The organism is Halobacillus sp. ACCC02827 (assembly GCF_030291935.1).
Lineage (GTDB): Bacteria > Bacillota > Bacilli > Bacillales > Halobacillaceae > Halobacillus.
Window position 1 is genome coordinate 2268945 of sequence record NZ_CP128168.1, and the last position, 26612, is coordinate 2295556.

Annotated in this window: 32 protein-coding genes; 8 read left to right on the top strand and 24 right to left on the bottom strand. The window is 45.6% G+C overall.

Translation table 11 applies throughout. The annotated features are described in order from the left end of the window. Positions 1-120: 120 nt before the first annotated feature. The 8 genes from QRD89_RS12085 to QRD89_RS12120 are packed head-to-tail and all read right to left on the bottom strand — an operon-like array spanning position 121 to position 5157. Positions 121-843 carry a class I SAM-dependent DNA methyltransferase gene (locus QRD89_RS12085; RefSeq protein WP_286095329.1) on the bottom strand — a complete coding sequence of 241 codons (723 nt, stop codon included), beginning with the start codon at positions 841-843 and terminating at the stop codon, positions 121-123. Between the two features lie 16 nt (positions 844-859). After that, positions 860-1213: a ribosome silencing factor gene (gene rsfS, locus QRD89_RS12090; protein WP_008638324.1), complete on the bottom strand. Its 354-nt coding sequence runs from the start codon at positions 1211-1213 to the stop codon at positions 860-862. A 50-nt stretch (positions 1214-1263) separates the two neighbouring features. After that, positions 1264-1824: a bis(5'-nucleosyl)-tetraphosphatase (symmetrical) YqeK gene (yqeK, locus tag QRD89_RS12095; RefSeq protein ID WP_286095330.1), complete on the bottom strand. Its 561-nt coding sequence runs from the start codon at positions 1822-1824 to the stop codon at positions 1264-1266. Beyond that, entirely contained in the window at positions 1808-2380 is a 573-nt protein-coding gene (locus QRD89_RS12100) for a nicotinate-nucleotide adenylyltransferase (protein ID WP_008638329.1), read from the bottom strand. Before QRD89_RS12100 ends, yqeK begins: the two co-directional genes overlap by 17 nt. Positions 2381-2392: 12 nt before the next feature. After that, a complete protein-coding gene (gene yhbY, locus QRD89_RS12105; protein ID WP_026577189.1) occupies positions 2393-2683 on the bottom strand; it encodes a ribosome assembly RNA-binding protein YhbY in 291 nt (96 codons plus the stop codon). A gap of 1 nt (position 2684) precedes the next feature. Next, positions 2685-3521 carry a shikimate dehydrogenase gene (gene aroE, locus QRD89_RS12110; RefSeq protein ID WP_286095331.1) on the bottom strand — a complete coding sequence of 279 codons (837 nt, stop codon included), beginning with the start codon at positions 3519-3521 and terminating at the stop codon, positions 2685-2687. Positions 3522-3532: 11 nt separating this feature from the next. Beyond that, positions 3533-4633 (bottom strand): ribosome biogenesis GTPase YqeH, encoded by a 1101-nt coding sequence (yqeH, locus tag QRD89_RS12115; protein ID WP_026577188.1) that lies wholly within the window; start codon positions 4631-4633, stop codon positions 3533-3535. Next, on the bottom strand, positions 4633-5157 hold the full coding sequence (locus tag QRD89_RS12120) for a YqeG family HAD IIIA-type phosphatase (RefSeq protein WP_008638337.1): 525 nt from the start codon (positions 5155-5157) through the stop codon (positions 4633-4635). Before QRD89_RS12120 ends, yqeH begins: the two co-directional genes overlap by 1 nt. Positions 5158-5499: 342 nt before the next feature. On the opposite strand from QRD89_RS12120, the gene QRD89_RS12125 reads away from it, so the two are divergent. The 8 genes from QRD89_RS12125 (at position 5500) to sigK (ending at position 12082) form a co-directional block, all read left to right on the top strand. Then, the gene (locus tag QRD89_RS12125) at positions 5500-5652 is read left to right on the top strand and encodes a sporulation histidine kinase inhibitor Sda (RefSeq protein ID WP_081594838.1); all 153 of its coding nucleotides are present in this window, start codon (positions 5500-5502) and stop codon (positions 5650-5652) included. A gap of 269 nt (positions 5653-5921) precedes the next feature. Beyond that, entirely contained in the window at positions 5922-8255 is a 2334-nt protein-coding gene (locus tag QRD89_RS12130) for a Na+/H+ antiporter subunit A (protein ID WP_008638341.1), read from the top strand. 3 nt (positions 8256-8258) lie between these two features. After that, on the top strand, positions 8259-8597 hold the full coding sequence (locus QRD89_RS12135) for a Na(+)/H(+) antiporter subunit C (protein WP_008638344.1): 339 nt from the start codon (positions 8259-8261) through the stop codon (positions 8595-8597). Beyond that, positions 8590-10074, top strand: coding sequence for a Na+/H+ antiporter subunit D (locus QRD89_RS12140; protein ID WP_008638347.1), 1485 nt, complete (start codon positions 8590-8592; stop codon positions 10072-10074). Before QRD89_RS12135 ends, QRD89_RS12140 begins: the two co-directional genes overlap by 8 nt. A 6-nt stretch (positions 10075-10080) precedes the next feature. Beyond that, entirely contained in the window at positions 10081-10557 is a 477-nt protein-coding gene (locus tag QRD89_RS12145; RefSeq protein ID WP_008638349.1) for a Na+/H+ antiporter subunit E, read from the top strand. Continuing rightward, positions 10557-10868, top strand: coding sequence for a Na(+)/H(+) antiporter subunit F1 (locus tag QRD89_RS12150; protein WP_008638352.1), 312 nt, complete (start codon positions 10557-10559; stop codon positions 10866-10868). Before QRD89_RS12145 ends, QRD89_RS12150 begins: the two co-directional genes overlap by 1 nt. Further along, positions 10849-11235, top strand: coding sequence for a monovalent cation/H(+) antiporter subunit G (gene mnhG, locus QRD89_RS12155; RefSeq protein ID WP_008638354.1), 387 nt, complete (start codon positions 10849-10851; stop codon positions 11233-11235). The genes QRD89_RS12150 and mnhG overlap by 20 nt, the downstream gene beginning before the upstream one ends. 136 nt (positions 11236-11371) lie before the next feature. Then, the gene (gene sigK / locus QRD89_RS12160; RefSeq protein ID WP_008638357.1) at positions 11372-12082 is read left to right on the top strand and encodes an RNA polymerase sporulation sigma factor SigK; all 711 of its coding nucleotides are present in this window, start codon (positions 11372-11374) and stop codon (positions 12080-12082) included. Positions 12083-12125: 43 nt separating this feature from the next. On the opposite strand, the gene QRD89_RS12165 is transcribed toward sigK, so the two are convergent. From QRD89_RS12165 to QRD89_RS12240, 16 genes are all read right to left on the bottom strand, one after another. Continuing rightward, positions 12126-12350, bottom strand: a complete 225-nt coding sequence (locus tag QRD89_RS12165; protein WP_008638358.1) for a YrhC family protein — start codon at positions 12348-12350, stop codon at positions 12126-12128. 68 nt (positions 12351-12418) lie between these two features. Next, positions 12419-13111, bottom strand: coding sequence for a 5'-methylthioadenosine/S-adenosylhomocysteine nucleosidase (gene mtnN, locus QRD89_RS12170; RefSeq protein WP_062513834.1), 693 nt, complete (start codon positions 13109-13111; stop codon positions 12419-12421). Positions 13112-13127: 16 nt separating this feature from the next. Then, positions 13128-13790: a YrrS family protein gene (locus tag QRD89_RS12175; protein ID WP_286095332.1), complete on the bottom strand. Its 663-nt coding sequence runs from the start codon at positions 13788-13790 to the stop codon at positions 13128-13130. Between the two features lie 144 nt (positions 13791-13934). Further along, positions 13935-14411 (bottom strand): transcription elongation factor GreA, encoded by a 477-nt coding sequence (gene greA / locus QRD89_RS12180; RefSeq protein WP_008638365.1) that lies wholly within the window; start codon positions 14409-14411, stop codon positions 13935-13937. Between the two features lie 155 nt (positions 14412-14566). Beyond that, positions 14567-15220: a uridine kinase gene (gene udk, locus QRD89_RS12185; protein WP_008638367.1), complete on the bottom strand. Its 654-nt coding sequence runs from the start codon at positions 15218-15220 to the stop codon at positions 14567-14569. A gap of 51 nt (positions 15221-15271) precedes the next feature. Continuing rightward, a complete protein-coding gene (locus QRD89_RS12190) occupies positions 15272-15901 on the bottom strand; it encodes an O-methyltransferase (RefSeq protein ID WP_008638369.1) in 630 nt (209 codons plus the stop codon). 95 nt (positions 15902-15996) lie between these two features. Continuing rightward, positions 15997-17127: an endolytic transglycosylase MltG gene (gene mltG / locus QRD89_RS12195; RefSeq protein WP_201029302.1), complete on the bottom strand. Its 1131-nt coding sequence runs from the start codon at positions 17125-17127 to the stop codon at positions 15997-15999. A 243-nt stretch (positions 17128-17370) separates the two neighbouring features. After that, a complete protein-coding gene (locus tag QRD89_RS12200; RefSeq protein WP_008640320.1) occupies positions 17371-17655 on the bottom strand; it encodes a DUF1292 domain-containing protein in 285 nt (94 codons plus the stop codon). A gap of 15 nt (positions 17656-17670) precedes the next feature. Further along, entirely contained in the window at positions 17671-18087 is a 417-nt protein-coding gene (ruvX, locus tag QRD89_RS12205; protein WP_008640319.1) for a Holliday junction resolvase RuvX, read from the bottom strand. Beyond that, positions 18084-18356: an IreB family regulatory phosphoprotein gene (locus QRD89_RS12210; protein ID WP_008640318.1), complete on the bottom strand. Its 273-nt coding sequence runs from the start codon at positions 18354-18356 to the stop codon at positions 18084-18086. Before QRD89_RS12210 ends, ruvX begins: the two co-directional genes overlap by 4 nt. A gap of 64 nt (positions 18357-18420) precedes the next feature. Further along, positions 18421-21057, bottom strand: a complete 2637-nt coding sequence (alaS, locus tag QRD89_RS12215) for an alanine--tRNA ligase (RefSeq protein WP_286095333.1) — start codon at positions 21055-21057, stop codon at positions 18421-18423. A 362-nt stretch (positions 21058-21419) separates the two neighbouring features. Continuing rightward, complete coding sequence (locus QRD89_RS12220; protein ID WP_286095334.1) at positions 21420-22481, bottom strand: AI-2E family transporter; 1062 nt, start codon at positions 22479-22481, stop codon at positions 21420-21422. Further along, positions 22478-22654, bottom strand: coding sequence for a YrzR-like zinc ribbon domain (locus tag QRD89_RS12225; protein WP_201029303.1), 177 nt, complete (start codon positions 22652-22654; stop codon positions 22478-22480). The genes QRD89_RS12220 and QRD89_RS12225 overlap by 4 nt, the downstream gene beginning before the upstream one ends. Before the next feature lie 49 nt (positions 22655-22703). Continuing rightward, complete coding sequence (locus tag QRD89_RS12230) at positions 22704-23522, bottom strand: sugar phosphate isomerase/epimerase family protein (protein WP_236096516.1); 819 nt, start codon at positions 23520-23522, stop codon at positions 22704-22706. Between the two features lie 13 nt (positions 23523-23535). Then, a complete protein-coding gene (gene recD2 / locus QRD89_RS12235; protein ID WP_026577180.1) occupies positions 23536-25863 on the bottom strand; it encodes an SF1B family DNA helicase RecD2 in 2328 nt (775 codons plus the stop codon). Between the two features lie 20 nt (positions 25864-25883). Continuing rightward, positions 25884-26603: a tetratricopeptide repeat protein gene (locus tag QRD89_RS12240; RefSeq protein ID WP_153017407.1), complete on the bottom strand. Its 720-nt coding sequence runs from the start codon at positions 26601-26603 to the stop codon at positions 25884-25886. Positions 26604-26612: the final 9 nt, after the last annotated feature.

Sequence of the window (26612 nt, forward strand, 5' to 3'; positions counted from 1 at the left end):
ACAGACTTAGCTTGCTTCACATAGAACGTTTTTTTTCAGAAAAAACGCCTCAGCTAAAACTTATTAAGGCAGATGCCTCAGTGGAATGGGCCCCATTTAGAGGAGTCCCTCCTATAGATATCATTTGCTTTCCTTTTGACAAACGAACAGAAGCCTATCTCCTTCTTGTGAAGGCTGTTCACGAAAGTCGGCATAAATGCCTTTCAAAAGAAAGCCTGCATCTTTGAGCCAGGTTGCCAAATCTTCTGTCTGGTACCCCTGTTGGTAGTGAACTTCATCAAAACGATTATACAAACCATTCGTCTGAACGAAGAACGTCAAATCATGGACGAAGCTGTTCTCTTTTTCACCAGGATCACAAAACCATACATAAGATAAATCGTCATACACTTCGGCAAATGTGGCACCTAAAAGGTCTTGTTGAATATGCTCTATAGAATGAACATCAAACAAGAATAGACCATCCTTACCAAGAGCTTCGTGAATATGGCGGAAAGAATCCTTTACCGCATCCTCTTCTGTTACGTAGTTGATAACATCACAGTAACTGATGATACAATCTACATCATGGAAGCCACTCAAGGATGTCATATCCTGCCTATGCCAGGCAATCGGAGCCTTTGGATCCTTTTGCTGAGCAATGGTCAGCATATCGGAAGAAAGATCGATGCCCGTCATATGGTATCCACGTTTGTGAAGGCGATGGGTGATTTCACCGGTTCCACAACCCAGATCAATAATGGCTGCAGCTTTCGGATGGAATTTCTTCAGCATACGATCCGTGAATTCAACCCAGCGGTCATAAGGAGCATCCTCCATCAGACGATCATATACTTGCGCCATCTCCCTATAGCTCACTTTAACTGCCGATCCCTTCTACAGGAACAGTATCCGCATCTCCCCATAGTCTTTCGAGGTTATAATAGTGGCGTTCATCTTTGTGGAAAATGTGACAAACAACGTCATTCAGATCCACCAGTATCCAACGCGCCTGCTCAAAACCTTCCATTCTTTTCACTTCGATCCCTTGCTCTTCGGCCTGGTTTTTCAATTCCCTTGCAATCGCCTGCACTTGACGTTCATTTGATCCCTCACAGATCAGAAAATAATCGGCAATCAGCGATACTTCGGCCATATCTAGTACGACAATGTCGTTTGCTCTTTTTTCGTCACAGGCCTGTGCGGCCAGTGTCACTAGTTCTTTGCTTTCCAATGAGTTTCCTCCCTTAATCCTCCATAACTTTTATCCTTTAAGAATAAAAGTTAGATTAAATCATTATATGCATGAAACGTGTCCGGATAAACGGTCCTTTCCTTACTAATTAGAAATACAATGGTATTCTTCAAGGCAAGGGCACATGCTTGCTCCAGATTAGTTTCTGCAATTTCGCGCACTTCATCAACCCCGGGGAAGTTACGGCCAGGTTCTATATAATCAGCCAGAAATACGACCTTGTCTAATGGAGACATGTGTTTCTTTCCTGTGGTATGGTAAGTGATCGCCGAAAGAACCGCCTCATCTTCGAGTCCCAGCTCCTGTTCCAGCATCAATGCCCCTACAGGTCCGTGCCACAATTCGTGGTGGTAATGCAGCAGGTCTTTCGGCAGGCGCCTGTCCTGCTTAATCCAGCGCTCCATCAAGTTTGTGGGCATATACTTTGCATAATCGTGGAGGGCTGCAGCAAGCTCCGCCTGCGATTTATCCACTCCGAAACGGGAAGCAAGCTCAATCGCAGTGTCCGCCACCCTTACTGTGTGTTCATACCGCTCCGGCTTTAAATACGGTTTCACATATGCCAGCGCTTGTTCACGAGTCAGTTTCATATAGACCATACTCCTTCATGTATTGTGTGACGGATTCGGGGACTATATAGCGGATACTCTTTCCGGCAGCGACCCTCTCCCTGATCACAGTCGAAGAAATGTCTACAGATGGGATATCGACGAATTCGACGGGTATTTCATGGCTGCGTTCATACCCAGGGCGGTTCACCCCTACAAACTGGACGATATCCACCAACTCCTCAATCCTGTTCCACTTCGGCAGATGTTCTACCATGTCTCCGCCGATAATGAAATAGAAAATGACTTCCGGATACAGCCGCTTTAAATCACGCATGGTATCGACTGTATAAGACGTGCCTTCCCGCTTTCTTTCAATATCACACACTCGGAAGTCCGGATGGCCGCTGATGGCACGTTCCACCATGGCCACCCGCTTATCGGCATCCGTAGAAGCCTCTTCCTTGTGCGGTGGAATATAAGAAGGCATGAACCAAACCTCGTCGAGGTCCATTTCTTCATACACATACTCGGCCATCGTTAAGTGTCCGAGGTGGGGTGGATCGAAGGTTCCGCCGAGTATTCCAATCCTCTTCATATCTAAACTCCTTTAAGGTAGTTCGATTTGTTTGTTTTCTTCGGATTCTTTATACAAAATAATCGTGTTTCCAATCAGTTGAACGAGCTCAGCTCCTGTTGCTTCTACAATTTCGTCAGCCACCTGACGATTATCCTCAAAGCAGTTTTGGAGAATACTCACTTTAATTAACTCCCGTTTCTCCAGCGCTTCACTGATTTGAACGGTCATATTTTCATTAACACCCGCTTTACCTACTTGAAAAATAGGCTGAATCGGATGAGATATTGTTCTAAGATGCTTTTTCTGTTTACTTGTTAACATTCTATACCCCTTTCAACTTTTGTTCGAACTCTTGAAGCAGCAGCTTGGACTCGGGACTGGTCCCTGTCCAAATGGAAAATGCATAAACTGCTTGCTGCAAAAGCATTTCATGGCCAAAATGGAGACGAGCTCCCCTCTTATCTGCTTCTGCCAGCAGTTTCGTCTTCATAGGACGATAAACAATATCGCTCACAACCGTCCCTTTTGTCAAGCGTTCCATAGCTATTATAAGGCTGTCTTCCTCAGGACTCATTCCTACAGTAGTTGTCTGGATAACCAGATCATACATGCCGAGTGTCTGCTCTGCGTCCGCTAAAGTAACTGCAACTGCTTTCCCATCAAACGGCAGCTCCTTGATCAGTTTCTCCGCGCGTTCTACGGTACGGTTAGATACGTTGACCTCCCGTATCCCTTCGCGTATTAATGCTTCGAATATACCACGCGCTGCGCCGCCGCTCCCGAGAAGAAGAGCTTTTGCACTGCCGTTGAATAAATCAGGATAGCGCTGCTTCAAAGAATAGACGAATCCGATTCCGTCTGTGTTATATCCGATCCAGCCCTCTTCCGTACACTTTACCGTATTGACCGCTCCAAGGTGGCGGGCGCTCGTGTCCAAGCCGTCCAGGTGTGCTATTATTTTCTCTTTATAAGGAACGGTTACATTAAACCCGTCAAGATTTTGCGTCTTCAGCCATGCCATTCGCTCATCAAATTGTTCCGGATCTATATCATAAAGTTTATATTCCCCGTTTAAACCCTGCTGTTGCATAAGCTGGTTATGAATCCAAGGCGACAAAGAGTGTCCGACCGGATGTCCAATCAATCCTAAGTTCAACAAAGGAACCCCTCCTATATCAAAGACTCTCGTAAAGATACCTTCACACCCTCAGGAGCATACGCCTGAACGGTCACTCCGCCTTCAGGAACGGTTATCCATCCAAGACCTGAAAAGACGATATCCGTCTTATCCTCTTTGATCTTTAATGTGTGCCCTTTTAACGGCGGGAGTTTTTCCTTCGTTGCAGCATCTGGTGGAGAAAGCAGCTCTCCCAGGTGGTTCTGATACAAATCATCAGCCTTTTCCAACTTTGTCCTATGGATGGAGAGTTCATTGGAAACGTAACATATAAATGAACTTCTGGAGCCGGTCTCAAAGTCAAGTCTGGCAAGTCCACCAATGAACAATGTCTGCTCTTCGTTTAATTGGTACACCTTCGGCTTAACTTCTTTACGCGGTGTAATTAACTTTAGATCCTTATCTGATACATAATGAGCCATTTGATGACGGTGGATAACACCAGGCGTATCATAGAGTGAACTGTCATTATCCAGAGGAATATCAATAAAGCCGAGTGTTGTGCCAGGGAAATAGGAAGTTGTAATAGCGTCTTTCACTCCAGATGTATTTGAGATCAATGTATTAATAAACGTCGATTTACCAACGTTCGTCGTTCCGACCACATAAACATCTCCGCCATTTCGGTAACGGTCGATTGCCGCTGAGAGGGTCTCTATGCCTTCGTTTTTCTCCGCGGAAATTAGATAAACATCTTCGACTTCCAAACCATTCTCTCTTGCCGACCGCTTCAACCAATGTTTAACCTTACCGTGGTTGACCGACTTTGGAAGGACATCCATCTTATTACCAACAAGCAGAACCGGATTGTTACCCGTCAGACGTTTCAGTCCTGGAATAAAGCTTCCGTTAAAGTCGAAGATATCAACAAGCTGGACAATTAATCCGTCTGTTGCGCTTATTTGATTAAGCATTTCCAGAAAATCATCATCCTGATATGGAACGTCCTGTACTTCATTGTAATGTTTGAGGCGGAAGCATCGTTTACAGATGATGTCTTCCCTCTCAAGGGCAGAAGCAGGCGCATAGCCTGCTTCTGCCGGATTTGTTGTCTGTATCTCTACTCCGCAACCCTGGCATTGTATCACCGCCATCATGTATCTCTCCTGTCCCATGTAATTTTTCCTTTTCTTCTCATCCAATTAAGGATTCTCCGCTCAATTTTTCGATTAAACCTCGTGAAGAAGCCGTCTGTTTCAACGATCGGTACTACCAGAATGGTATGAAGCCCGGCTGAATTGCCGCCCAGTACATCCGTAAGCAGCTGATCTCCGATGACAACGACTTCGTCCTTTTTCAATCCCATTCGTTTACAAGCTTTACGGAAGGCTTTGGACAGTGGTTTTCTGGCACTGTAAATAAATTCTGCATCCAAAGGTTCCGAAAACAATTTCACACGCGCTTCCTTATTATTGGAGGCGATCATTACCTGAATTCCATGGTCTCTCATCATTTGGAACCAGTTTCTGATGTCCTCTGTGGCATCCGGTACATCCCATGCAACCAAGGTATTATCCAGATCTGTAATGACTCCTTTTATCCCTTTGTTCTTCAATTCGACTGGATCGATATCAAAGACGCTCGCAACGTGCTCGCCCGGCAAAAAATTCTTTAACATATCACATACTCACTCCATCTCTTATACAACGGCAAAAAATAGTCCTTCACCATCATATACAAAAATTCGTCATGTTTCAAAAAGACTCTTGTAAAGAACAAAAATCGTTCGACAAATACTGACAACTTCAGGCTGTGGATAAGTTTATACACAGTTTCCACACAGTTACTTCTTTGTTATCACTCATTTGTGCAGACGTGTTCAAAAGTTATCTACATTTTCTTGTAGATAACTTCCATATTGTGGCGATTTTGAGGTCATGGTAAGGTAAGAATACATTAAAAATGACTCGTCGAGCCATCTACTCATTCGGGAGGTGACTGTCACATGTGTGACAGCGGTATGAAACAGTTATCTGATTCCCTACTCATACAATCTTACCACAAAGCCATTGAACTCAATCTTTCAGAAGAATTCATACAACAAATTGAAGCAGAAATGAAAAAACGGTCCCTCAACCACCGCCTCAGAAAGCAAATATCCCAAGTAGGTTAACATCAACGAGGCAGATAAAGGCAAATCCCATTGATTTTAAACTCGATCCCATCAAAGGACGGGTTTTTTTTTTTATGAATTTTTATTTACGAAATGATGACTCTCTTCTTATTTAAGAGGGAATAATAAAACCATGCGTCCTTTCACAACGCCCGATATACGAGAGTTGAACAAACCTGCTTTTTTTGATTACAATTGAGTGAATACTTTGTTACGATCATCCAAATCATTTGATAGATGAAACATATGTCAAGGGAGGAACAAACCACATGCTGGTGGCTGTATTATTGCCTTTTATCATTGCTATTTTCATTCCATTTCTCAGTAAATGGAAAGACAAAATCCACACAGGCTATTTCGTAACAATCGTGCCTGTCCTCATCTTCATCTTCTTCATCCGTTATATCGGATCAGGTTTTGAACCTGTTATTTCGGAGTACAGCTGGATACCATCGCTTGATATGAATATGGTCTTCCATCTGGATGGACTGAGTCTGCTCTTCGTACTTTTGATTAGTGGTATCGGTTCCCTGGTTGCTTTCTATTCCATCTTCTACTTAAGCAAGACGGAGCAACTGGGTCATTTTTATGTGTACTTTCTAATCTTTATGGGATCGATGCTTGGAGTTGTCCTTTCGGATAACGTGTTCGCCCTCTACAGTTTCTGGGAATTCACATCGCTTTCCTCATTCTTGTTGATCGGTTTCTGGAACTTTAAGAAAGAGTCCAGATACGGTGCATTAAAATCCATGCTGATCACTGTATTCGGGGGGTTAAGCCTGCTGGGTGCGCTTGTGTTCATGACGATACTTACGAATACGACGAGTATTCGCGGAATGATCGAGCAGCAGGATCTGATTTTGAACAGCGAATTTTTTCCGCTGATTTTAGTATTGCTTCTTTTGGGCGCCTTTACTAAATCCGCTCAGTTCCCTTTCCACATCTGGCTCCCGGATGCGATGGAAGCGCCGACACCTGTCAGTGCCTACCTGCACTCCGCTACGATGGTTAAGGCAGGTATTTATTTGGTGGCACGGTATTCACCGATGCTTTCTGCCAATGAGTGGTTTTTCATTATCGTATCCACAGCGGGTATTGTAACTTTGTGCTGGGGATCTTATATGGCTGTAAGACAGACAGACTTGAAGGGTATTCTGGCCTTCTCCACGATCAGCCAGCTCGGTATGATTATGGCTATGCTCGGATTCGGTACGAAAGTAGCCGTATTCGCAGCGGTATTCCATATTTTAAACCACGCGACATTTAAAGGAAGTCTATTTATGATTGCCGGTATCGTAGACCACGAAACCGGTACAAGGGACATTCGGAAACTTGGCGGCTTGATGACCTACCTGCCGATGACCGCAACGCTTGCCGTATTTGCATCCTTCTCCATGGCCGGTGTTCCTTTACCGTTTTTAAACGGGTTCTATAGTAAAGAAATGTTTTTCGATGCTTCCTTGGAACTGGAAGCTGCAACGACAGGTTTTGCAGGATTCCTCCAGATGGTTATCCCTTATTTGGCGGTTTTCGGAAGCATATTCACCTTCGTCTATTCCATGTATTTCTTCTTCGGAACATTCCGTGGCAAGGCGAAACTAGAGGAGCTTCCTAAAAAGCCGCACGAAGCACCGGTCGGGATGCTTGTATCACCATTCATTCTCGTAGCTGGCGTCATCATTATTGGTCTGTTTCCGGGGCTGATTAATGAATCGTTTATCGCCCATGCTGCAGAAGCAGTGAAAGGAACAGCCATCGAGAAAGAGATTTACTTCTGGCACGGCTTGATTCCACCATTCATTATGTCTCTTGCCGTTGTCGTATTCGGTACGATTTTAGCACTGTCCATTAAAGTATGGCAGCCGGTGTACCGCTTCCTTCCAGGGGTACTGAGTGCAAATAAAGTTTATGATGGAGCAGTCGCTCGTTTAGAGAGCTACTCCACTACAGTAACAAAAGGATACATGAACGGATCTTTGGGAAGATACGTACGTCTGATCCTATCAGCGATCATTATTGTAACGTTTGTCATGATGGCTATTACAGGAGGATTCTCCATCGACACCTCCAACCTGGCCGACATCACAGCGCCCGAAATTCTCGTCGCTGTAACAATGGTCATTGCCGCGCTTGGAACGGCGCTAACGAATAACCGGATAGCAGCGATTCTCATTCTTGGTGTCGTCGGTTACGGGTTAGCTATGCTGTTTGTCCTTTACCGTGCTCCAGACCTTGCTCTGACCCAGCTTATCGTAGAGACGGTAACAGTAGCTCTCTTCCTGCTCGTCTTTTACCATCTTCCGAAGCTTAAGAAGAAAGACGATGCATTAAGTACGAAAGTATTGAATTTAATCATTTCCATCGGATTCGGAGCGATGATGACGATGGTTGCCATCAGTTCCCACAGCAGTAAGTGGTTCGAAACCATTTCTCAATACTTCGTGGATAACTCCTATAAGCTGGGCGGGGGAGACAACATTGTCAACGTCATTCTTGTCGACTTCCGTGGACTGGATACATTATTCGAAGTGGTCGTATTAGGCATTGCTGCAATGGCGATTTTCGCATTAATCCGATTTAGAAAAGATAAGGGGGAGGAGTAATAGATGGAACTCATCATGGCCGTACTTGCCGGACTATTATTCGCAACAGGAATCTATAACCTCCTTCAAAAACAACTGTTGCGCATCATTATCGGGACCGCACTGATTTCGCACGGAGCCCACCTCTTCATCCTAACCATGGGTGAACTGAAACGCGGGGCTCCACCGGTGTTGACCGAAGGAGTAGAAAATTATGCAGATCCGCTGCCGCAAGCATTAATTTTGACATCCATCGTCATAAGCTTCGGTGTCACAAGTCTACTACTCGTATTAGCTTATCGGGCCGCTAAGATCAACGGCACCGATAATATGGAGCAATTGAGGGGTAACGATTATGAGTAACTTAGCTGTACTACCTATCATCCTGCCGCTTTTAGCCGGCATTATCGTCGCATTCATCCACAAAAAGACAGCACTTGCCAGGAACATATCTAAACTATTCGCTGTCTTTAATCTTGCTGTCGTCATCTACGCCTTCTGGCAGGTAAAAAGCAACGGCACTCTCGTTCTTGAATTAGGGGATTGGCAGGCTCCGTTCGGAATTGTACTCGTCGGCGACCTGTTATCCATGACCCTTGTTTTAACAACGAACGTCGTCGCTGTCGCGTGCGTATTTTTCGCCCCGCAGTCACTCTCTGAGAAAGAAGAATCCTTTTACTTCTATACATTCTTCTTTATGCTGATTGCAGGCGTCAGCGGGGCTTTTCTTACAGGTGACTTGTTCAACCTCTTCGTATTCTTTGAAGTACTGTTGATGGCGTCTTACGGCCTCATTGTTTTAGGAAATGGAAAAGCTCAGCTTCGTGAATCCATTAAGTATGTATTGATCAACCTGTTTTCTTCCATGTTGTTCGTTACGACCATCTCTTTCCTTTACTCTGTTGTCGGAACCGTAAACATGGCTCAAATAGCAGAGCGTGTACAGGAAGTGAATCAGGATGGAATCTTGACGACAATCGGGATCCTGCTTTTCTTCGTTTTCGCAACGAAGGCAGCTGTATTCCCTCTTTACTATTGGCTGCCAAGACCTTATATTTCACCCAATCCTGTAGTATCTGCCCTTTTCGGTGCATTGCTTACAAAAGTCGGAATCTATTCGATCCTACGAACATTCACTTTGATGTTTAATCAGGAAGTTCAGCTTACCCACTCCCTGTTTATCATCCTCGCAGGTTTGACGATGATTTTCGGAGTGGTCGGAGCGCTCTCCACGAACAATGTTAAATTGATTGTCGCCTATAACATCATTCCTGCTGTTGGATTTATGTTAATGGGCATTGGAATCTTCACGGAAGTTTCCATCAGCGGAACGGTGTACTATCTGGTTCATGATATGATCATCAAGAGTGTACTCTTCCTCCTTGTCGGCGCTGTGGTTTACGTAGCAGGAACTTCCGACCTCAGAAAAATGGGAGGATTGATTCACCACTACCCTGTCCTCGGCTGGTTATTTTTTGTCGCTACCCTTGTACTTGCGGGTATCCCACCGTTCAGCGGCTTTATCGGTAAACTTCAGCTGCTGCGCGGAGGGCTTGCAGAGGAAGAAATCGGAATCGTGATCATCGCTCTGCTTTCCAGTTTGATGATCCTCTTCTCCATGATCCGCATTTTCATTCGTGGTTTTTGGGGAGAAAAAACAGATATTCCAATTCCTGAACGTAAAAAGAAAGGCACACGTATGGCTTGGCCGGCCGCCGGTCTGCTTACTCTATCCGTTCTTTTGGGAGTCGGTGCAGAATTATTCTACCCGACGATCCAGTCCATCGCCCAATATTTGATGGATCCGCAAATCTATATTGATTCTGTGTTAAAGGAGTAGAAGCTGATGCCTTTACAAATCGTTATAAACATCATTATTGCTATCATGTGGATGTTCCTTAGTGAAACGTACAATTTCTCTTCCTTTCTTGTTGGATATATTCTCGGTATCGTTTTATTGTTCGTTCTGCGAAGGTTCATCCCTGATTCTTTCTACATGAAACGTGCCTGGAAGTTCCTTCAGCTCATCCTCTTATTCATAAGAGAATTGATTTTATCTAACATTGATATCGTCAAACACGTGTACAAGCCCAAGCTGAATGTTCAACCAGGGATTTTCGCGCTGCCGGTAGATGTCAAGACAAATTTTGAAATTACGCTGCTGGCTAATTTAATATCCCTGACACCCGGTACCCTGTCGGTCATCGTGAGCGAAGACCATACAAAAATTTATATCCATGCAATGGATATGCCGGACGTTGAGAAGTCTGTGAATGATATTAAAGAGACATTTGAACGTATGATCTTGGAGGTGACGAGATAATGGACAGCGTAGCAAGTTTCACAAAAACCCTCGTGGATATTTCGGCAACCATTGCTATTATCGCCGTTGCCGTTTCCGTCATCATGCTCCTTTATCGTGCCATCACCGGTCCTACGAACCCGGACAGGGCGGTTGCGCTTGATATTATAGGCATCAACTTGATGGCATTGGCAGGATTACTCGCCATCCTGCTTGTGACAACCAAATTTAATGATGTCGTCTTATTGATTGGGATCCTGCTGTTTATAGGTACGGTTGCCCTGGCGAAATTCCTAGAAAAGGGTGTTATCATTGAGCGGGACATGGATTAACATCATATTTGACATCATCATCTGCCTTTCACTGCTCAGCGGTGCTTTCTTCCTCATATCGGGATCCATCGGTATTTTAAGATTTCCGGACGTATATACAAGGCTGCATGCGGCCACGAAGAGTTCGACTCTGGGTGTGGCAGGTATTATGATCGGAGCATTTCTTTTCCTGTATGTGGAACACGACATCGTAAGTGGAAAATTACTGCTCGGCATCGTATTCGTACTGTTGAGCGCACCGGTTTCCGGACATATGATTTCACGTGCTGCTTACCGCAGCGGCGTCCCTTTATGGGAAAACAGCATTAAAGATGAATACGCTGAAGTTTTGAAGGAAGAACAAAAGCGGCAGATGCCGGATAAATAAAAGCTCCCCCAGCGAATATCGCTGGGGGATTTTCTTTATCATGACAACTATATTTTAAGGGGTACAAGCACAGACCTTCCCACAGGCACATAAGTATGTGATAGGCGTTTGCCTAATCCACGAGGAGGTGCATCCTGTGAGCAGTCTGATCGCTTCTATCCTATACTTTTTTAAAGAGTCCCTCTTCTTCATGTCCTACGTTAAGAACCAGGCCTTTCCGAACCCGCTGTCCTCCGAAGAAGAAGCGGAGCAGTTGAAATTGATGCAGGAAGGCAGTCATGAGGCAAGGAACAAACTAATCGAACATAACCTTCGTCTCGTTGCTCATATCGTTAAAAAATTCGAAAACACGAAAGAGGATTTCGAGGATTTAATTTCTATTGGAACGATCGGCCTCATCAAAGGAATCGAAAGCTATTCGACAGGCAAAGGAACGAAACTCGCCACCTATGCTGCGAGATGTATCGAAAATGAGATTCTAATGCACCTCAGATCGACGAAAAAGACAAATAAGGACGTTTCCCTTCAAGACCCCATAGGACACGACAAAGAGGGTAATGAGCTTAATTTACTCGATATCCTGCAGGCGGACGTAACGGATATCGTCGAAGAAATCCAACTTCATATGGAATTAGAGAAAATCAAGGACTTCATTACTATTCTCGATGAGCGGGAAAAAGAAGTGATCATTTTCCGCTATGGATTAAATTCCACGGAAGAAAAGACTCAGAGGGAAATAGCAAAGGAACTCGGCATCTCAAGAAGTTATGTCTCTCGCATTGAAAAGAGAGCCCTTATGAAGATATTCCACGAATTCTATAAACAGAGTAAACAAGGAAAGAAATAAATAAAAGAACCGGGTCCCCAAATGAGGAACCCGGTTCTTTTATTTATTTATCTGCCGACAGCCGCTGCCATTTTCTTATTTTCATAGTCATGAGGAAGGCAGTGATCAGCGCCGCGCCGATTAATGGGTACAGATACATATAGGTGGCCGTTCCATACTCATAAAGGCTGATTAAAGTTCCAATATATAAATAACTGCTGAATATCAGTAAAGTCATGATAAACCGCTTATAGTCGGCTATCTTCTTTTTCCATTCGGTAGATTCCATAAAACTTCCACCTCCTGATCTATAGATATCGTATCATATCCATACCCATTTGTCGGTGGAAATTACTGTTATTTATAAGACTGGATCATCGTCATAATCATTTGTGCCGCGTTTTCTGCCGCCTTCGGAAGGAACTCATCGAAAGAAATAGATGATTCTTTGCCGGCAATATCCGAGAGCGCACGGATGACCACAAAAGGTGTCCCGTATTTATGACAAACCTGAGCAATGGCCGCTGCTTCCATCTCTGCTGCGATCATATCCGGGAACTTCCCTCTTACAAAATCCACTCGGACGGGATCCTGCATGAAAGAATCGCCTGTAGCAATGATTCCTTTAGCTGCACGTGCATCCGTCTTAGCAATGGCTTCCATCGCTTTCTCCATTAATTGTTCATCGGCATCGAACATAGCCGGCATTCCAGGTACCTGCCCGTACGCATAATCAAAAGCGGTAACATCGACATCATGATGGGTGACGGAGGTTGATACGACGACGTCCCCCACCTCCAGATCTTTGGCAAATCCGCCCGCCGAACCTGTGTTTATAACCGCGTCTATTTCGTACTGCTCATGAAGAATCGTAGCGGACACCGCTGCATTGACCTTCCCTATCCCTGATAACAGCAATACCACCGGCACGTCGTAAAGCGTACCCTCGATATATTTACTTCCAGCCACTTCTTTCTCCGCAGTCACTTCCATTTCCGACTGCAGGCGTTCGATTTCTTCATCCATTGCACCAATAATTCCGATAGTCATATTTAAACTTCCCCTTTTAACGATTGATTTCTTTCTCTTTCAACACTTCCAGCTTCGTCGGCTTATAGCCTTGGCCGTCGACCCATTCAACAGAAACACGAAGATAGCCGGTTTCACTTTTATCCGATACAGTAGCGACCGCTTTGTTCGGACCTCCGCCGTTGCCGATCCACCAATAGATGATATCGTCTTCAGCAAGTCCTACCCCTTTTCTAATCGCCTGCTTCAACTCTTCATAGTCTTGAGAGCCTTCCTGATAGGTTATGCTGTGGTTCCCGCCTGTATCCTGCTCTGTCGGTACAGAGGACCAATCTTTCGTTACCACACGTTCTACGTTAGGATCTTCACTCTCTTCCACTTTCAATCCTTCCTCATCCTCAATAGGCTTCAGCTCTTCAAAACCTTCGAGTGAGACTTGTGTGCCTTCGTTTTCTTCTTTCTGCTTGGAATCGTCTTTGGACTTACTGGATTGCTCTTTATCCTGCTTTGCTTTCTCAATTAACGATGCCTCGGTGCTTTTCGCTTTACCGGGTTCGTCATTAGTGCTGAATACCATAACCGAGATGAATACGGCAACAACGAGGACGCCTACCCCTGATAACCACGTGACCCACTTGAAGCTGCGTCTCTTCTTCTCATTGCGCGATGAACGGGAATTCGATGTATGTTTTTCTGACATTGTCCTTCTCCTCCTTTTGACTCGTGTATATTATACATGATGTCAATGCGCCAACCAATACTTCCATGGTCCTCCCTGCTATTGCCCGGGAAATGTAGAAAAAAAAGGCAGGGAGAATAAGCCCTGCCTTTACGATTCATAGAATTATTTAACGGTAACGATCTTCACGTCTATTTCTCCACCTGGTGTAGCGACTTTGACCTGATCGCCTACTACATGTCCGATCAGACTTTGAGCCATAGGAGAATCGTTGGAGATTTTCCCTTCAAACGGATCTGCTTCTGCACTACCTACGATCGTGTATGTTTCTTCTTCACCATCAGGAAGTTCCTGGAATGTAACAGATTTACCCATTGTAACCGTATCCGGGTTTTCAGTATCGTTTTCAATGATGACAGCATTGCGGATCATGTTCTCCACCTGCGTAATACGGGCTTCAACGAAAGCCTGCTCGTCCTTCGCTGCATCGTACTCAGAGTTCTCAGACAAATCGCCGAATCCGCGGGCGATCTTGATGCGTTCCACTACTTCTTTACGACGCTCCGTGCGAAGGTGCTCCAATTCATCTTCGAGCTTCTGTTTACCTTCTTCAGTCATGTAATAGCTTTTATCTTCTGCCATGGTCGAACACTCCTTTAATACAAGAAAAAATGATAGTCCTTAATATAGGAAATGAGCAGTACACCGGTACGCTCATTTGCAAATTACTATACTTTACCCGAGGACATGATGATTTAGAACTACTATTGAAACTATGCCAGATTTCTGCCAGTATTTCAACTATTTTCTTTGCTTACCGCTTGTCCCTTTTCGTACAACACCGTTTGTATCTTCGTAGCCATCAAATCAATCGCCACGTGGTTCTGTCCGCCTTCCGGGATAATGATGTCCGCATAGCGTTTCGTCGGTTCTACAAACTGCAGATGCATCGGGCGTACAACGTTAATATATTGGTCGATGACCGAATCGAGCGTGCGGCCCCTCTCGTTGATATCCCTCATCATACGGCGGATAATGCGTACATCAGCGTCCGTATCAACGAATACTTTGATATCCATCATATCTCTTAAACGCTCATCTTCCAGGACCAGGATCCCTTCGACGATTATGACTTCCTTAGGGTCTACGTGAATCGTTTCTTCAGACCTCGTGTGTCTTGTATAATCATATACGGGCTTCTCCACAGGCTTCTGATCAATCAACTGTTCCAATTGTTCAATCAATAGATCATTGTCGAAAGCCAGCGGGTGGTCATAGTTCGTCTCCAGCCGTTCCTCAAACGGAAGGTGGCTCTGATCCTTATAATAATAATCTTGTTCTAACATCAATAACGTCTTGTCCGTAAAGCGCTGGATGATGGATTTGGTGACAGATGTCTTACCTGACCCGGTTCCTCCTGCAACGCCGATAACTACTGGTTTGTCGTGCATGCTTCTGGCTTCTCCTTTCATCCAATTCCTTGGATATCTATGACCTTTTATTTATTTCTTCTTCGTAATCGCTACTCCGTCCCCGATCGGAACAATCGTCGTATGATAGTCCGGATGACGAACCAGCCATTCATTGAAACCGCGGATCTTGCGTGCGATCTTTGCCATACGCGGACCGGCATCCGTATCGTCCGCTACATATCCCTTAAAGAGGACGTTATCGGAAATGATCATTCCGTCCTGCTTCACTAACGGGGAATAGAGATGGAAAAATTCCTCATACTTCCCTTTCGCAGCGTCGATGAACAGCATATCGAATGGTCCATGACCGCTTACCACTTCTTTCACGTCCAAAGCATCTCCATGAATGACGCGAATCTGATTTTCTTTATGCATGTTGCGAATATTGGACAGTGCCTCGTTATAACGTTCTTCATCCCTTTCGATCGTCGTAACGGTGCAGTCCGGATTAGCTTCTACCATTCTAAGCGCAGAATATCCGATCGCCGCTCCGATTTCCAGGATGGCTGTTGGTTTCTGGATCCGTATGAGCTGCATGAGAAATTCAATACCTAATGGCTCCATGATGGGAACATGATTTTCCTTGGCATACGTTTCCATTTCTTTGACAGGTCTGGAAGGCTCTGAAAGCAATGATTGTAAATATTGCTCTTGCTCCATCAAGTTTCATCCCTTCACAATAATTTTACAACCACACTATTTTAACACAAAAAAAAGAAGGAATGCGAGTGTTCCCGTCATTCCTTCTAAAAAATTCACTGGCCGGTTATATGTTCTTCTTTATATATATTATGCTGCTTCAAGGTTTCAGAATAATGAATGTCTCCATCACTGTCTGCAAGGAAGTAAAGATAATCGTTATCATTCGGTTCCGCTGCAGCTTTTAAAGAGTTTTCATTGAAGTTGGATATCGGGCCGACCGGAAGTCCTTTCACCTGATACGTGTTATAAGGAGAGTCTACTTCCAAATCTTCATACAGCACTCTGTCCTTATGTTCTCCAAGGGCATAAAGGACGGTAGGATCGGTTTGCAGGGGCATCTCTTCTTCCAGTCGGTTCTGGAAGACACCAGAAATCTCCTCCCTGCTTTCTGCCGTCCTTGCTTCGTTCTCAAGAAGGGATGCCATGGTTACGAGATCATGGACGTTTTCTATACCTTTTAATCCATCCACCTCATCCATATATGGAAGAACGACGGACTGGGTGCGGTCGAGCATACTCTCAATGATTTGATCAATGCTTGGGTCCTCTACATTAAAAGGATAAGTAGAAGCAAATAAGTAGCCTTCCAAAGGATAACGAATATCCTCGTTCAGGATGTCTTCCGTAAGTAAATCCGGATACTTCTCCATTAACGTCTTGACATATTCCTCGTCATTGGCCCGTTTCAGAAATTCCTCTTTTGTAAAGTCCATTTTCTCAGCATAAGCTCCCGCGATCTCTTCCAAATCCCTTCCCTCTGGAATGGTTACGGTAACTGCTGCATCCTTGACAAGCTTTCCTTCTTTCAAGGATTCAATAACTTCATCAATGCTCATGGATGAAGTGAACTGATAATCTCCAGCCTGAAAATCGGACTCATTCTTGAATTTCGTATAGAAACGGAAGATCATGCCGTTCTTGATGATATCATTCTCTTCCAATATCGATGCGATTTGCGAAGTGGAAGAACCGAGGGGGATTTCAACATTTTTCTGCTTTTCGTTTCCCGGATCCACCGGTTGAAGAGCGGAGCGGACGTACAAATAGCCCGAAAGCCCTCCAATCAACAGGATGAGGACGAGTGCCGTCAATATACCGGCTACAATCTTTCTTACGGTACTTGCTTCTTCTATTCTATTTTTCAGCTTTTTCTTATACTGTGTATTAAAGTCAGATTTAGACAACAGCCTTCCTCCTTTCATCCGGTACATTATACTATAAATTGAAAGAACCTTTCTACAAATTGCCCGGATTTTCTACAAATGCCGCCGAGACAGCTCCTTTTCAGAACCTTTATTTAAATAAACCTGCCCTTTATACATGCTGTGATTTTCAGGGAATGAGAGCCAAGGTCTCTTCACCGCCCGATCTTCTTAACAACATAAAAAACCCGCAGCAGAGCTGCAGGCTTTTGGGCGTGACTATAATCAGGTAAGGTCTTCATCTGTCAATGTATTCAGCATTTCTTCGACCATTTCCCACTCATCTTCTGATTCGATTTGGAATAGAGCAAGATCATCCTCTTCGTTCCCTTTTTCCTCATAACGGAAAGCGAAAACTTCGACTTCGTCGCCTTCTTTCTGCTCCGCAGGGATGACGGCAATGTAAGAATGTCCGGTCTGCTCGACGTCGAACGTGAACAACACCTCAAATAGATGCTCTTCTCCGTTCTCGTCCGGTATAATGATGCGTTCTTCTTTTGCTAATGCCATATCAGACATCCTCCTTTATTGTTTCGAATCCAAATATCCTTGTAAAATCATAACGGCAGCCATCTTATCGATGACCTTCTTCCTTTTCTTACGACTGACATCAGCGTCGATCAACACTCGTTCAGCAGCCATTGTCGTAAGTCGCTCGTCCCACAAATGGGTTTGGAGACGAAATTCCTCTTCAAGCCAAGCAGCGAATTTTTGACTGGCTTCTCCACGTGGACCGACGGTTCCGTTCATGTTCTTCGGAAAACCGACCACCGCTTCCGTCACCTCATGGTCTCTGATGACCTCGGCCAGATTGTCTTTCGCTGTGTTGAAGTCCTTCTCGTCCCATCGGAGCGTCGTAAGCCCCTGGGCGGTCCAGCCGAAGGCATCAGAAATTGCGATGCCTATCGTCTTTTCCCCCACATCTAAACCTATTTTCTTCATTCCATGCCCTCTTTATTCTCTTTGATGTAAAACTTTACCAACTCTTCGATCAGCTCATCTCTTTCGATTTTTCTGATCAGGTTTCTTGCATCCTGGTGACGAGGAATATAAGCAGGGTCTCCGGAAAGGAGGTAGCCTACGATTTGATTAATCGGGTTATACCCTTTCTCCTCCAGTGCACTGTGCACAGATAGCAGTACGGATCGGACATCTTGATCAAACGGTTCTTCCGAGAAGTTAAACCTCATCGTCTTATCCATTGAACTCATTACAGTCACCTCGCACATTTATTGTATTTACTCCATTATATACCTATTTGCAGGATTAGAAAAACTAGGCTTTCTGTCCCGCATATTCTTTGGCATACGTAAGAGCATCCGGGATTTTGGAAGCATCTTTGCCGCCTGCCTGCGCCATATCCGGACGGCCTCCGCCGCCGCCGCCGCAGATAGCAGCTGCTTCTTTAATCAATTGACCGGCATGATACCCTTCTTCTACTAAATCCTTGGATACTCCTGCAATTAATTGAACTTTCTCGCCGTTAGGTGCAGCCAGCAGAATAATGCCGGATCCAAGCTTCTGCTTCAAGTCATCCACCATGGAACGAAGGCTGTTCATATCCTTGACATCCACTTTCTTCGCAAGGACCTTCACGCCTGCTACTTCCTCTACATCATCAAGGATGCTGGAAGCTTCCAGGTTGGATAGTTTAGCGCTGAGTGAATCCTTCTCTTTCTGAAGCTCTTTCATTTCTTTATGAAGAGCATCGATCCGGTCCGGCACCTGTTCCGGCTTCGTTTTAAGAAGCGCTCCCGCTTCTCTCAGGACGTTTTCCTTTTTATTCATATACAGATAAGCATCTTTGGCAGTCACAGCTTCTATCCTGCGCGTCCCTGCACCGATACCGGATTCGGAAACGATCTTGAACAGGCCGATTTCCGCTGTGTTCTGCACGTGACAGCCGCCGCAAAGCTCAAGGCTGTAATCGCCGACTTGAACGACTCTTACAGTGTTTCCGTATTTTTCTCCGAAAAGTGCCATTGCTCCCTTTTCTTTTGCTTCTTCGATAGAGCTCAGCTCGATCGTTACAGGGATCGACTGCCACACCTTCTCGTTTACGATGGATTCAATCTGCTCCATTTCTTCGTCGGATACAGAGCCGAAATGGGAGAAGTCAAAGCGGAGGCGATCCGGTTCAACGAGGGATCCCGCCTGATTAACATGATCTCCAAGGACATCCTTCAATGCCTGATGAAGGAGATGGGTCGCTGTGTGGTTCTTGACGATAAAGGAACGGCTTCCCGGATCCACCTCGGCAACCACTTTCGTACCCTTCTCCATGGATCCTTCCCGGACGATTGCTTCGTGCATATGTTGTCCATTAGGAGCTTTCTTTACATCCGTCACTTCCAAAAGAGCCGCTTCCGAACGCAGGAACCCTTTATCTGATACCTGACCTCCGCTTTCCGCATAGAAAGTCGTTTGATCGAGGAAGAGATACACCGTATCCCCCGCTTCGGCATGCGCAGCGAAATCTTTTCCTTTTATCATTTCAACAACCACCGCTTCTGTCCGCAGGTGATCATACCCGATAAAGGAGCTTTCCACATGGACATCTCCAAGTACTCCGTCCTGCACCTGCATGGAGTCCGTCTTCTGGCGGGCGTTGCGGGCACGCTCCCGCTGTTTCTCCATTTCTTCACGGAAACCTGCTTCATCAATGGTGAATCCAGCTTCTGCTACATATTCTTCTGTGAGCTCTTTTGGAAACCCATACGTATCATAAAGGCGGAAAACTTCCGTTCCAGGAAAGACGCTGCTTCCTTTCTCTGATTCCTGCTTCATAATAGTAGAGAGGATTTGCAGTCCGTCATTCAGCGTTTCGTGGAAACGTTCTTCTTCGGTCTTGATGACGTTTTGAATGAATGCTTCCTTCTCTTTCACTTCTGGATAGAAATCGACCATGATATTAGATACTTGCGGGACAAGTTTATACATAAACGGTTTATCGATTCCAATCTGCTTAGCAAAGCGAACCGCTCTTCTCAGCAGACGGCGCAGGACATACCCGCGTCCTTCGTTGGAAGGCAGGGCTCCATCACTGACAGCGAACGTTACGGTTCTCATGTGATCGGCGATGACTTTAAATGCTGCATCTCCATCGACACTGTCTCCATAGGCTGCTTCGGCAATTTCTTCTGTTGCTCTAATGATTGGAATAAACAAATCTGTTTCAAAGTTCGTTTCCGTCTCCTGGATGACACATACCATCCGCTCCAAGCCCATTCCTGTATCGATATTCTTCTTCGGAAGCGGAGTGTACGTATCGTCAGGGTTATGGTTGAACTGCGAGAACACAAGGTTCCAGATTTCCAAATACCGTTCATTCTCGCCGCCTGGATATAATTCCGGGTCGTTGGAGTCGCTGCCGTATTTCTCGCCGCGATCATAGAAAATTTCGGTGTTCGGTCCGCTCGGCCCTTCTCCGATGTCCCAGAAGTTCTCTTCAATTCGGATGATCCTCTCGACTGGAAGACCGATCTTTTTCTCCCAGATTTGATAAGCCTCATCATCTTCCGGATGGACAGTCACAGAGAGCTTCTCCGGATCGAAGCCGATCCATTTCTCGCTTGTTAGAAACTCCCACGCCCACTCCATAGCCTCTTCTTTGAAATAATCTCCAATAGAGAAATTCCCCAGCATTTCGAAGAAGGTATGGTGTCTTGCCGTAAAACCGACATTCTCAATATCGTTGGTTCGAATCGACTTCTGGGCATTGACGATTCTCGGGTTTTCCGGAACCACCCGTCCGTCAAAATACTTCTTCAATGTCGCTACACCACTGTTGATCCATAAAAGCGTCGGATCCTCATGAGGAACGAGGGATGCACTTGGTTCCACACGGTGGCCTTTCTCCTTGAAAAAATCAAGGAACATTTGTCGAACATCTGCGGATGTCAATTTCTTCATAACAGAAACCTCCTTGAATTATATACAATTTAGACGGTACTGGACGAAGCTTCATCTTTGACAGACACAGAAAAAACTCCCGTCTCTGCCTGATGATTCGGCAGGGACGGGAGTTTTTCCGCGGTACCACCCTGATTATAGACCTGTTGCATCTATCATCTCGAATGCTGATAACGTAGCATGAATCCGGCGGGGATTAGCCGCACTCCGGAATAGCGTTCGGCAACGATCATGGAGCACGTCTTTCAGCCAGGGACGTACCTCTCTATCCATAAACAATGTCGCTTACTCGGTTCCTTCTTCGTGTTCTTCGTCCAAATAGTCTTCGCTATGCGTAATTATAGATAACTGTCCTTCATCTGTCAATGCCCGAGCCTTCCCGCCCTGATTTCATCAACGACGACCTTGAGGCAGGTGAGGACAGGTACAGCAAGAATCATTCCTGGTATGCCGGCAAGTTCCCCACCTGCCAGGAGGGCGAGAATAATCAAAAGCGGGTGGATATGGATACTTCTCCCCATAATGTAAGGGGATAATAGATTCCCCTCCAGCACCTGAATGACAACTACGACGGCAAGAGTAAACAGCAAGGCCTGAAAAGAAACCGTCAAAGCCACAATCAGAGCCGGTCCTGCTCCAAGGAGCGGACCGAAATAAGGGATAATATTCGTGACCCCCGCGACCAATCCAAGTACGAGCGGGTATGGCAGATCGATCAGCCAGAATCCAATTGTCGCAAATACACCGACAAATAAACTGATCAACAACTGTCCTCTGATATATCCGCCAAGAGAATGATTTAACTGAATAACCAGCCTTTGTGCTTCCTGGTGCCAGCTGCGGGGCAGGAGGTGGAGAAAGGCAAGACCGATTCTTTTATAATCTTTCAGGAAATAAAACGTCATAACCGGGATGACCGCCAGCAGGATGATCATATTGAAGATGCCACTCAAACCCGTGAATACGGCCATCAGTCTGGCGCTCAATCCTTCTTCGAAGGTTGTGATGGCTTGATCCAGCTTATGGTGCATCCCATCCGGAAGTCGTTCCGTATGGGCATAGTATTCCTTCGTCCATGCCTGGTATGACGCAGCAAGATCAGGCAGTTGGTCATTAAGAAGCTTTACTTGCTCCAAAAGACGGGGATACCCCTTGTAGATGCCCCAGCTCGTAAGGGAAAAGAACAGCAGGAATATAAGCAGAATTGCAATTGCCCTCCGCACTCCAACACCTTCCAGCGTTTTCACCAGTGGATGAAGTAAAAGCGAGAGTACAAGAGCAAGGACAAATGGTAACAGCACTCGTCCAACCATTACGAGTACATGATCGTAGTATGGAAACAGCCAGGCAAGCAGCAGCAGCGTAAGCAGGATGATGAATAGTATAGAGAGACGACGCAGCCATTTGGAAGAGCGGTCCGTCATGAACCTTGCTGATAGAAAATATCATTTAGCGAGCTGAGACTGCCGTCCTCTTCGATTTGGTTGATGTTCATCTTCCCGTCCTCCATTGTCAGTTCAAGACAACAAGTCCAGCAATAATACTGGTCGTTACCGATTTTGCCCAGCTGTTTTTCTTTGCAGTTCGGACACCTCATTGGTACAAACCCCTTTTTTTACCAATCAGTATGCCCGACTCTCTCTTATTCATACATTCAGCAGATTACGTACCCATTGGATCCCCTCTTCTACCTGCTTTTCTGATGGATGTGTGTGTGGTGTATGTTCAAAAATAAAAAACTTCTCTCTTCCCTGACATAAAACCTGCAGCAAATCTTTCATGTCAAAACCTCCCTGCCACTGATGATAGTCAGGGTGAATGGGCGCCCAGAAGTATGTTTCGAGTAAAGAAGTGACATTGTGCATGTGGACCACACGAATGTATGGAAGCAGCGGTTCTATGTACGTTCTCCAGTCGTTTTTGCATGCCATCATGTAATCACCGATATCAACACAGATATCCAGAGGACTAAACGTCCGGCCAGACATTAAAAACTCATGGAGATAGCGGATGCCGTCCACGGACATGTCCTGTCCAAGCTTAGGCTCACAAACGATCGGGATATCATAGGTCTTCTGAAGTTCTGCAAGGTAGGAGATCCCTTCCTCCATGGCTTGCATCGGGTTATTGTGGCTCCCTTTAAAATAAGGGAAATGGACCAGGATGTAGGAGGCTCCCGCTTCCTTTACCATTTCGACATCGCTCTTAAACCGATTCCTTCCGTCTTTCGGATCCATGGCTACTTTTTCAATCAGGTCGTATTTGCTTCCTCCGCGAAGAAGAGGTGCATGAACGCCGAACGTGCCACCCTGTTCTTTCTGTAAGCATAAAAACTGTTCCATCGATGCCCGGTCCCGAAACTCTCCGATCTCCACATGAGCGTGTCCCCATTTAAACAATTCATCGAACTTATCAGGATCCGACATGATGGTACTGCCGGACATACCAAGTGTATGACCCATCATCAATCCCGCCTTTCTACATGAAATCGTACGGGGAGAGCTGTTCCTCTTCTTCCTCTCCATTTACGTCCTGAGGTTCCTCGGACTGCAGCTTCTCTTTGAGCATGGTGTATCGGGTGTTGGTATCCGTCGTCCCGATGCCGTCCAGAAATGCTTCTTTATCTCCACAGATGATCAATGACTGCTTCGAACGAGTGATAGCCGTATAAAGTAAGTTTTTCCTGAGCATCCTCCGGTAACTTCTTACAACAGGAAGAACAACGATCGCAAACTCACTCCCCTGTGACTTGTGAATTGACGTGCAGTAGGCGTGCATGACGTTATTCAAATCCTTCTTCGGGTAGACTACCTCTTTCCCATCGAAGTCAATGACCAGCTGCTCGACACCGTCCGTATTCTCTTCTTCACGGAAAATGGCGACCACCTCTCCAATGTCCCCATTGTACACTCCGTCTTCCGGTTGGTTGACCAATTGGATCACTTTGTCCCCTTTTCTATAGGTGACGTCAAAATAAGTCAAATCCCGTTTCTGCTTATGCTTGGGATTGACCGATTCCTGAATGCTTCGATTAAGCTGATGAATCCCTACTTCTGTCCGGTACATCGGTGCCAGGACCTGAAGATCCTTCATCTCGATCCCTTTCTCCTGCGCTTTCTTCACGATGTTTGTAACGAGGTCGCTCAGCTGGTGTTCTTTAGCGGGGATGAAATTAAAATCATGCTCCTTCACAAGCGAGCGGATCGAGCAGGTATCGTTTTTGATCTCGTGCGCGAGCTGAATGATTTTCGAACCCTCTTTCTGGCGGTACACCTCCGTCAATTTAGTGGAAGGGATGACTCCTGATGCCAATAAATCCGCCAGCACCTGGCCGGGGCCGACAGACGGCAGCTGGTCTTCATCCCCGACGAGAAGCACCTGCATATTAGACGGAACAGCCCGGAACAGCTGATTCGCAAGCCAAACATCCACCATAGAGAATTCATCCACGATCAAAACATTGCCTTCCAATGGATTATTTTGATTCCTTTCAAACGAGTCGTGACCGTCCCAGCCGAGAAGACGGTGGATCGTACTCGCCGGCAGCCCTGTCGATTCGGTCATACGTTTCGCGGCACGACCGGTCGGAGCTGCTAAAACGAACGGAAACGGCTTATCACTTCCATAGTCTTCCGGATCCATAGAAAGCTCGTTCAGGCCGGCATATGTTTGGAGAATCCCTTTAATGACGGTCGTTTTCCCTGTCCCCGGTCCACCGGTAAGAATCATTAGTTTGGACTGAAGAGCTTGTTCAATCGCCTTATACTGCTCTTCTCCGTAACTGATGGCTTCCTCTTCCTCCAACTTGCCGATGAGCTTTAACAAATCCGCCTGCGTGTGTTCCGCTTCCACTTCTTCTATTTGAATGCGGTCCAAGTGCGTGCGAACCCCGTTTTCCGCAAAATAAAGCGAAGGCAGATACACACGATTTTCTTCGATGTAGACATATTTCTCTTCACCAAGATTGATGATCTGTTCAGAAAGCTGTTCAAAGGAGATGGACCCGTTCTCTCCCTGATTAAGCAGTTGTTCTACCTGTAACAGGCACTCTTCTGTCGGAAGGTACACGTGTCCCGCTCCCATGCTTTTCTGCATGATATAGAGGCAGGCAGCCCGGATCCTTGTCGGATGATCCAAAGACAGATTCTGGGCTTTGGCGATCTCATCCGCGCGATGGAAACCGAATCCTTCTACATGAAAGACGAGTTGATAAGGATCTTCCTCGATGATGGCCATCGTTTGATCTTGGAACGCCTGATAAATTTTCTGAGCAAGTTTCAAACCGAATCCATATTGGGACAGATGTACCATCACATGCTCGAATCCTTGATGCTCTTTCAGTGCGTAGTAAAGCTGCTCTGCTTTTTCTTCAGGCAGCTTCGGTACTTCCTTCAACACATCGCGATCGGAAAGGATTTTGGAAACGGCCTTCTCTCCAAGATGCTCCACGATCCGCTCTGCCGTTTTCTTTCCGATTCCATGAAAGAGATCACTGGACAAATACAGAACCAACCCGTCTTTCGTTTCCGGAAGTACACGATGATACATCTGAACCTCGTACTGCTTCCCGAACTTCTTATGATTTTTAAATTCTCCATGAAAGATATACGTCTCCCCTTCTTCGAGGGGGGAGAAATGACCTTTGATCACAAGATTCTTATCATCGAAGTCTTCGTTCGTTTCTGTCACCTTGATCGAAGCGATGGAGAACTGCTCCGTCTCCTTATGGAAGATCATCCGGGCCAGTTCCCCTTTGACATAAGGGCGTTCTTCTTCCGTTTCATTAAAAAGGGATGGTTGCATCATATGCGTCGTTCTCCTTCGTTCTACTCGTTTAGCGCTTGTTCCACTTGTCCTTTGGCGTGGGCGGCAAGCATATGCTCGGGGTTTATTTCCAAGGCTTTGGAGAAGTGTTCCAAAGCTTTTTCCGCTTCTTCTTTATGAAGAGCCACCACACCAAGATTGTAATGGGCGTCACTATGCTGTTCTTCCAATTGTAGCACATGATGCATGACCTGTTCAGCCTGTTCAATCGCTCCATTTTGGGCGAGACACAGGCCGTATTGAAACTGAATATCCACATCTTCTGGAGCGAGTTCGGAAGCCGTTAACAAATATGGAAGCGCCATTTTCACTTGATCTTGATGCAGGAAGGTCAGGCCGAGCATGAAATGGACATCAGCTTCATTCAGGCCCTTCTTTATGGCAGTAAGGAACTGTGTTTGTGCCTTATTATAATCTTCCTGTTCATAATAGACATTCCCCAAACCGTAAAATGCCGTCGCTGCTGTCTCATCTAACTCTATAGCTCGATGGTAAAACCGTTCTGCCCGTTCATAGTCGTTCATATGTGTGAGCAGGTTACCAAAGTTGATATACCCCACAGGCTCTTTAGGATTTTCGTCAATTGCTTCGGTAAACAGTTTTGCGGCTTCCTCGTAATCATGGTTCTGCATGCGTTCAATTCCCTGTTTCAATTTATCCATCGTTTTTCCCCTTTCCGTTCTTTGTTTCCCATAAAAAAGCCATGTCCGTTGATGGGACATGGCCTGGTT